Here is a 7,146-nt window from a genome sequence, read left to right as displayed (position 1 = left end):
CAAGGCTGTCATTGCCGTGCTTGACACGGCAATCTACTGAAAATTTCCAATGGATTATCGGGTCAAGCCCGATACTGACATTAAATTATAAAACTCGAAGTTTTGGCTAAATAAAAACAAAAATGCAAAGCCAGCCTGGATAAAAAAGTCCGCTGACTTTGCATTTTTTTATTCTTTTATTGTTACAGTAATTTTGCTAAAACCCGTAACTGCGTTTTTTAATTCCTGAGTACCGCGGATAGAAGTTCTAATTCCAATAAAATACTTTTTGTCTGCGGCAAGGTTGCGCGGAAGATGGAATTCAAGCATTTTTGGACTGTTTGTCGTAATAAATTCTTCAGGAACCTTTATCCATTCCTGCTCGTCCTTGTTTGCAGAGTTGTCTTCGAGAAGAGGTATAAAGAATATGCCGCTGTTCTCGCCTCCAACTTTAAGTTTTTTCCCTTTAATCCTTGCGCTGAACGTTGCCTTGAGAACGCCTTCCGCATAGCCGGAAACAGGGTTTTCTATCTGGGTAATCTGAGGAGCAGAATCGACCACTGTAGAAACAGCGGCCGTAATTTCCTTTAAGGTTTCGCGCAGCTCTTCGTTTGTTGAAAATCTTGCCTCAAAGCCTGTTATGGATTCGGCCTCTGGATTAAGAGACTGCACTGAACTGATTGGGGCAATGTAGAGCTTGCAGATTTCCATAATGTCTACCGCAAATCCAAGCTTGGCCTGCTCAAGAATTTCTTTTTTTAGAAGCTCCATTGCATGCCCGACTTGATAGCGGTCTATTCCCTGGTTATGGGCGGCGATAAGGTCTAAAATCTGGTCTGTTGTGATGGTTTTTCTTGGAACACGCGCAATGTATGTGTTTTCTTTAAAGTTGCAAGGAGTCAATGTGACTGCAAAATTTGTGTTGCGTTTTGAATCAATGTTTATCATAATCATAATTCCTTTTTTTTTAAGGTTAGAATTTTAAGTTGGCAATAGTTGTTTTGGCAACGCCAGTTACTTTTCTATTGACTTGAAAAAACTGCAGAATATTCTTATGATGTAACAGTAGACTTACAACTGTGGATATTCCGCAGCGCTGTTTATAGACCATTTATCTGATGGCAGTCAGTTAGATGGTCTTTTTTTCTTCTTTCAATTTAGGTTCCTCCGATAGTTTTAGTATGGGAAATATAAGATTTTTTCTCGTTTATTCCCACAATAAAGTTAATAATAAATCTATGAAATCATCAAGTAAAAAATGCAAAATTTTTAAGTTTTTGTTATAGATTTGTTAAAATTTTATGAATTTGCAGCCGTAAACTCGCAAAGCGCAATGTTTTTTAGAAAAAACATTCTTTTTTTTGCCAAAATAAGATAGCCAAGGCAAGCATTTTTGTTATAAGAAGACGTTCGGACGCGCGATTTACAGACGCGTGAGCATAATGCTTGCAGCCGTGCAACTGAACTGCTTGCAGTCGCGCAGTTGAGCTTCTTGCAGTCGCGTGGGTGCGTCTCTTGCAGCCGTGCAAGTGAACTTCTTGCGGTTGCGCAGTTGAGCTATTTACAGTAGCACAGGGTATGCTTCTTGCAGTAATACAGGGTGTGCTTTTTACAAGAAGCGCGTGTGTGCTTCTTATAGTTGCGCAGTTGAGCTTCTTGCAATAGCACAGGGTGTGCTTCTTGCAGTCGCGCGGCTGAGCTTCTTACAGTAACACAGGGGATGTTTCTTGCAGCCGCTCAAGTGTTCTTCTTACAGCCGCAAGTGTGTGCGAGTTACAGCTTGTCAAAATTCGGCATTCAAGCCATTAGCTACAAAAATAAATAATTTTATGCTATAATATTGCTCCGATAGTCTTTTAAATTAGGCATATATTCTTAAGTTCAATTTCGAATTTTACTGTCATTATCGGGCTTGACCCGATAATCCCACTGCAAACAGATTGCCGTGTCAAGCACAGCAATGACAGTTATTTAAAGATTGCCCGGTCAAGCCGGGCAATGACAGAAAAAAGGTAAACCGTGCAATGACAGAAAAAAGGTAAACCGTGCAATGACAGAAAAAAGGTAAGCCGGGCAATGACAGTTTTGCTGGCATTGCTATGGAATTGTAAAAATTAAAATGCACATCAAAATAATTTTTTTTAGACAGAATACATATCCTGATGTATAATCAATCTTAGCCTTTTAGACTTTCTTATAAAGACAAACTCAAAGGAGAATATTTTATCATGAAAGAAAAAACTGTTTTAAATACCGAAAAACGCAAGAGCCTTGTGATTCGGCTTGTTCTTTTTGTAGGGCTTTCAATTGTGTGTTTTAATTTTCTGCAGATTGTTATAACAGGAGAAATTACAAAAAAATCCACACTTGAGGATTCTGCGAACGACTACGCAGTTGTGGCGGCGGCTTATTCGCAGGTAATTTCAGAAAAGATAGAAGCCTATTTCTATGCCATGAATTTCTATGTGAATTCGGACATGGCTCTGGAAGGAACTTTTGACGAAATGCGCCAATGGCTTGTCTCTCAGGAAGATCAGCGTATATCCGAGTTTGACTACATAATGCTTGCAGGCCCGGACGGAACCGCCTATACAGACACAGGAAAAACCATTGATATTGCCGATCGTCCTTATTTCAAGGCGATAATGCAGGACGGAAAGACGAGTTTTATTGATGATCCTGTGGTTTCAAGAACAACGGGGCAGTCTGTAATTCACGTAACACGCGCGATTGTGCGCAACGGAAAAAACATAGGTCTTTTTTCGGGAGTAATGCAGTCAAAGCATTTGGGCGAGATTATCAGCAATATAAAAGTTGGAAACACAGGATACGCATTCGTTCTTGCCGATGACGGAACTGTAATCTCCCATCCGAACAAGGACTGGATAAATAAGCGCAACTTCCTTACAGGCTATTCTGTAGGACACGAGGACATGGGCGAGCTTGCCCAGCGGATGGTGGACGGCGAAACAGGGCACGCCTGGCTAAAAGGAATTTATGACGACCTTGAATTTGTAAGCTTTACGCCGGTAGAAGGCACTTCATGGTCAATGGCAGTTTCAATTCAGCAGAAGGAAATATATTCTTCAATTTCTTTAATGATGGGGCAGATGGCTTTGCTTTCTCTTATAAGCGCGATTCTTCTTGTAAGCATAGCAGGCTTCCTTATGTACCGCGCAATAAAACCATTGAAAAAACTTGACGGGGCAATAACAAAAATCGCTTCTGGCAACGCCGACCTTACACAAAGAATTGAAATAAATTCCAACAACGAAATCGGATTTGTTGTAAAAGGATTCAATAAATTCGTTGGCAAGCTGCATGAAATCATTTCCGATGTAAAAACTTCCAAAAGCGAGTTGAGCAATGCCGGCGAAGTTCTTGAAGAAAGCACTCAGGACGCAACCAGCGCTATTACGCAAATTATTGCAAACATTGGAAGCGTAAGAAATCAGATTGTTAATCAAAGTTCAAGCGTTGAAGAAACTGCTGGAGCTGTAAACGAAATCGCTTCAAATATTTCTTCACTTGAAAAAATGATTGAAAATCAAACCGCCGGCATAACACAGGCATCTGCCGCAGTTGAAGAAATGCTTGGTAACATTTCTTCTGTAAATAAGTCGGTTGACAAGATGGTCTCTTCTTTTGAGGAGCTTCAGTCGGATACTCAAAATGGTTTTTCAAAACAGCAGATTGTAAACGAGCAGATAGAAAAGATTGAAAAACAGTCCGCTATGCTAAAAGAAGCGAACGCAACAATTTCTTCAATCGCAAGCCAGACAAATCTTCTTGCCATGAACGCCGCAATCGAGGCCGCGCACGCAGGCGAAGCCGGAAAAGGATTCAGCGTTGTTGCAGACGAGATCCGCAAGCTTTCTGAAACTTCTACTGCGCAGTCAAAGACAATTGGTTTGCAGCTGAACAACATTCACGAATCTATAAACGAAGTTGTATCTTCTTCTGCGGAATCCAGTGTCGCATTTGAAAGCGTTTCAAAGAAAATCAAGGACACAGACCAGCTTGTTCTTCAGATAAAATCGGCAATGGAAGAACAGGCGGAAGGCTCTAAGCAGATAAACGAAGCTCTTCATTCTATGAACGACAGTTCTTCTGAAGTGCGCAACGCATCCTCTGAAATGTCTGCCGGAAACCAGGCGATTCTTGAGGAAGTAAAACGGCTTCAGGATGCCACAATGGTTATGAAGGAAAGCATGGACGAAATGGAAATCGGCGCAAAGAAGATAAACGAAACAGGAGCCGCGCTTGGCGAAATATCTTCAAAGGTAAAAGGTTCCATTTCAAAAATTGCGGATCAAATTGACCAGTTTAGCGTTTGATTTTTAAGCCCCTGTCATAAAACTGTGTAAATGGCAGGGGGCATGCAACTGTTTTTAGCCATCGTAAGGGCTCATCGGCTTTTGATAAAACAACTGCAAAATTTTCAGCCCAATGCTAACAAAGTTGACTTTGCCGTGCTTGGCATCGTAATCTGTTGCAAAGTTTCAATAGATTATCGGGTCAAGCCCGATAATGACATTAAATTATAAAATTCGAAATTAAGGGTATTTAGTCTTTCTGTTCCTAGCTGTCTGATAAAAATAATGTTAAAACTCCGGCGGACATAAAAAGTCCATCTTTTGTTTTGTGCGCGGATGTGTAAAAGAAAGTTCCGAGGCGTGCAGCAATAGTCTTTCGCCTTTTTCGCAGCGGCCGTAAAGTGTATCTCCTATGATTGGAAGCCCGAATCCGTGGATGTCTGCCGCCGCAAGTCTAAGCTGGTGTGTGCGTCCTGTGTGCGGAATAAAGGTTACCCTGGTTACGGGGCGCCGGCTTTTGTCCGGAGCGGTGTAGTATTCAACGTTTTCTATCTGCCACTGTGTGACTGCGCTTTTGCCGTTTTCTCTGTCCCATATTTGATGAGGCCTGTTCTCTATATCCAGACGGAAAAACAGTTCCATAGTTCCGCTCTTTTCTATTCCCTTTTTTGCAAGAATTCCGTCTATGAGGGCAATATATTTTTTGTGAACTTCCCTTGCTTCAAACTGGCGGTTTAATTCTCTGTGCGCTTCTTTTGTAAAGGCGAGCACTAAAAGTCCGCTTGTTTCCATGTCCAGTCTGTGCACTGAAGGCTGTTCTATGCAGTCTGGAAAAAGTTTTTTTACTCTGTTTACTATGCAGTCCTGTTTTTCCGGGCCTCGTCCGGGAACGCTCAAAATTCCGCTTTGTTTGTTTACTACTATTATGTCGCTGTCGCGGTATAAAATTTCAAGGCCTAAGATTGCTGGAAGAACAAGGGAGCAGCGGCTGTCGCAGGGCGGGTAAAGCTCTGTTTTTTTGCCGGGATGTTCAATCTGTGCTGTTTTGCCTTTTAGGGCAAAATGTATTTTTGTTTCTGCCATGCTGAGAGGAACAAGCGAGTTTTTAAAGGCGTAGCTTAAAAGTTTTGGAGCGCAGCAGTCGCCTGTTCCTGTGGGCGGAAGTTTTTTTGTCTTTTGGTAATCTATAATATCTAAAAGCTTGCGCTCTTTTTTGTCTGCGCAGCAGAATGAGTATCTGTCAAAAACTTTTAAAAGAGAAGCGTCGCAGAGTTTTTCGCGCTGTTTTTTTAATTCTGCTTGCTTTTGAGGCAAAACCTCTTTTTTTATTTTGTCCGTAAGCTCGTGAATTTCAAGGTCGTTTTCTTCCAGGGCCTTTTGAATCTGCTCGTTGGAAACTACTGGCTCAACAAAGATTCCCGGAAGCTCGCCTCTTAAACTGCAGCTTATGCCCGAAACTGCAATCAGATTTACAAATTCGCCTTCTTTTGCGTCTGTTTTTTTGCAGACGAGCACACCGAGCATCACGAGAGAACTGTTCCGTTCGTCAGAAGGTTTTGAGTTGCGGAGCAAAGTTATCGAGCCGCCGCCGAGTTTTTTCAAGATGTCTAAAACTACGCCGGCGGCTTTTTCTTGTTCAAATGGAGGAAACAACTTTATTTTTTTAAGAGGGCTGCAAACGGATTATAGGTATCTCCGTCGTCAGAATCTTGAGATTCAAGATATGTTTCTGCTTCGCTGTCCTGTTCTGCCGAAGTTGCCGGAGAAAGAGATATTCTCTTGTTTGCGGCATCGATTTTTTGAACAACTACGTCAAATTCTTCTCCAACTTTAAACTTTTTGCTCAAGTTTGTTGTTGCGCTTACGTCTTCGATTTCGCTTATATGGACAAGACCGTCGATTCCTGGCAAAAGGTTTACAAAAAGACCGAAGCCTGTGATGCGTGCGATTTTTCCGCTTGTTTTCTGTCCTGGCTTTAGATTTTCTGTTACGCTTTCCCATGGATCTTTTTCGAGGGCTTTAAGGCTCAAGCTTACCTTTGAGCGGTCTGGATGCTGCGTGTTCCAGTCTGCCTTTATTATTTTTGCTTCGATTTTCTGTCCGACACTCAAAAACTCAGAAATGTCATTTACGCGCTGGTGGCTGATTTCGCTGATTGGAAGAAGAGCCTGAAAACCGTCAATATCTACGAATGCTCCGTAAGACTGGATTGATTTTACTGTTCCGCTTACGATGTTTCCTTCGCTTAGTTTTCCTGAAAGCGCATTTACCTTCGCATTTTCTGTTTCTTCTTCGAGCTTCCTGTTGGAAACAATGATGTTTTTTCCTTCATTTTTGAATTCGCTGATTAAAAATGTCATTGTTTTTCCAATGTATTCTGAAGGCTCCAGACGGTTTTTGTAGCCCATTTGGCTGTAAGGGCAGAATGCGCGTGTCTGTCCGAGTTTTACTTCAAAACCGCCTTTGATTTCTTTTTCTACGTGTCCTTCGACTGGAAGCGCGTTATTGAAAGCGTTTTCGAGAATCTGGAGCCCTGCGTTTTCGCCTTTGATTTTTGTCGTAAAGTGGAGTTCATCGCGGCTTGAGCCTACAAAATAGACTTTTACCTTGTCGCCTTCTTTTACAGTGCAGTTTCCGTTTTCATCGGTAAAATCTGCCTTGTCTACAAAACCCTCGCTTTTTAGTCCGAGGTCAATAAAAACTGTGTCGCCAGAAATCTGCACAACTGTTGTTTCGATTTCATCGCCTGTATTGAATTGCGTCATTTTTTTGCTTTCCTTTTTAAATTTGTTTTTTTTTAGTTTGAATGTCGGTTTTTTATTGTGCGCTCCTGCGCACGACCTGCCACTAT

At 41.7% G+C, this 7,146-nt stretch carries 4 protein-coding genes; 1 reads left to right on the top strand and 3 read right to left on the bottom strand.

Translation table 11 applies throughout. The annotated features are described in order from the left end of the window. Nucleotides 1-168: 168 nt before the first annotated feature. Nucleotides 169-933 (bottom strand): DUF4469 domain-containing protein, encoded by a 765-nt coding sequence (locus B3Y13_RS08680; protein ID WP_296693989.1) that lies wholly within the window; start codon nt 931-933, stop codon nt 169-171. Between the two features lie 1,274 nt (nt 934-2,207). On the opposite strand from B3Y13_RS08680, the gene B3Y13_RS08675 reads away from it, so the two are divergent. Further along, entirely contained in the window at nt 2,208-4,316 is a 2,109-nt protein-coding gene (locus tag B3Y13_RS08675; RefSeq protein ID WP_296669034.1) for a methyl-accepting chemotaxis protein, read from the top strand. A 267-nt stretch (nt 4,317-4,583) separates the two neighbouring features. Here B3Y13_RS08675 and B3Y13_RS08670 read toward each other — a convergent pair whose 3' ends face one another. After that, nucleotides 4,584-5,948 (bottom strand): RluA family pseudouridine synthase, encoded by a 1,365-nt coding sequence (locus B3Y13_RS08670; protein ID WP_296693986.1) that lies wholly within the window; start codon nt 5,946-5,948, stop codon nt 4,584-4,586. A 2-nt stretch (nt 5,949-5,950) separates the two neighbouring features. Continuing rightward, the coding region (locus B3Y13_RS08665; protein ID WP_349681367.1) for a 30S ribosomal protein S1 at nt 5,951-7,146 on the bottom strand (1,196 nt) is incomplete at its 5' end.

Source organism: Treponema sp. UBA7567 (assembly GCF_002476655.1).
Lineage (GTDB): Bacteria > Spirochaetota > Spirochaetia > Treponematales > Treponemataceae > Treponema_D.
Note: the sequence above shows the minus strand (reverse complement) of the source record. Positions and strands in the feature narration are given on the sequence as shown.

Bases quoted from the DNA above. Each gene is read 5' to 3' on its own strand.
- B3Y13_RS08675 (WP_296669034.1), top strand. From the start codon at position 2,208: ATGAAAGAAAAAACTGTTTTAAATACCGAAAAACGCAAGAGCCTTGTG.
- B3Y13_RS08680 (WP_296693989.1), bottom strand. From the start codon at position 933: ATGATTATGATAAACATTGATTCAAAACGCAACACAAATTTTGCAGTC.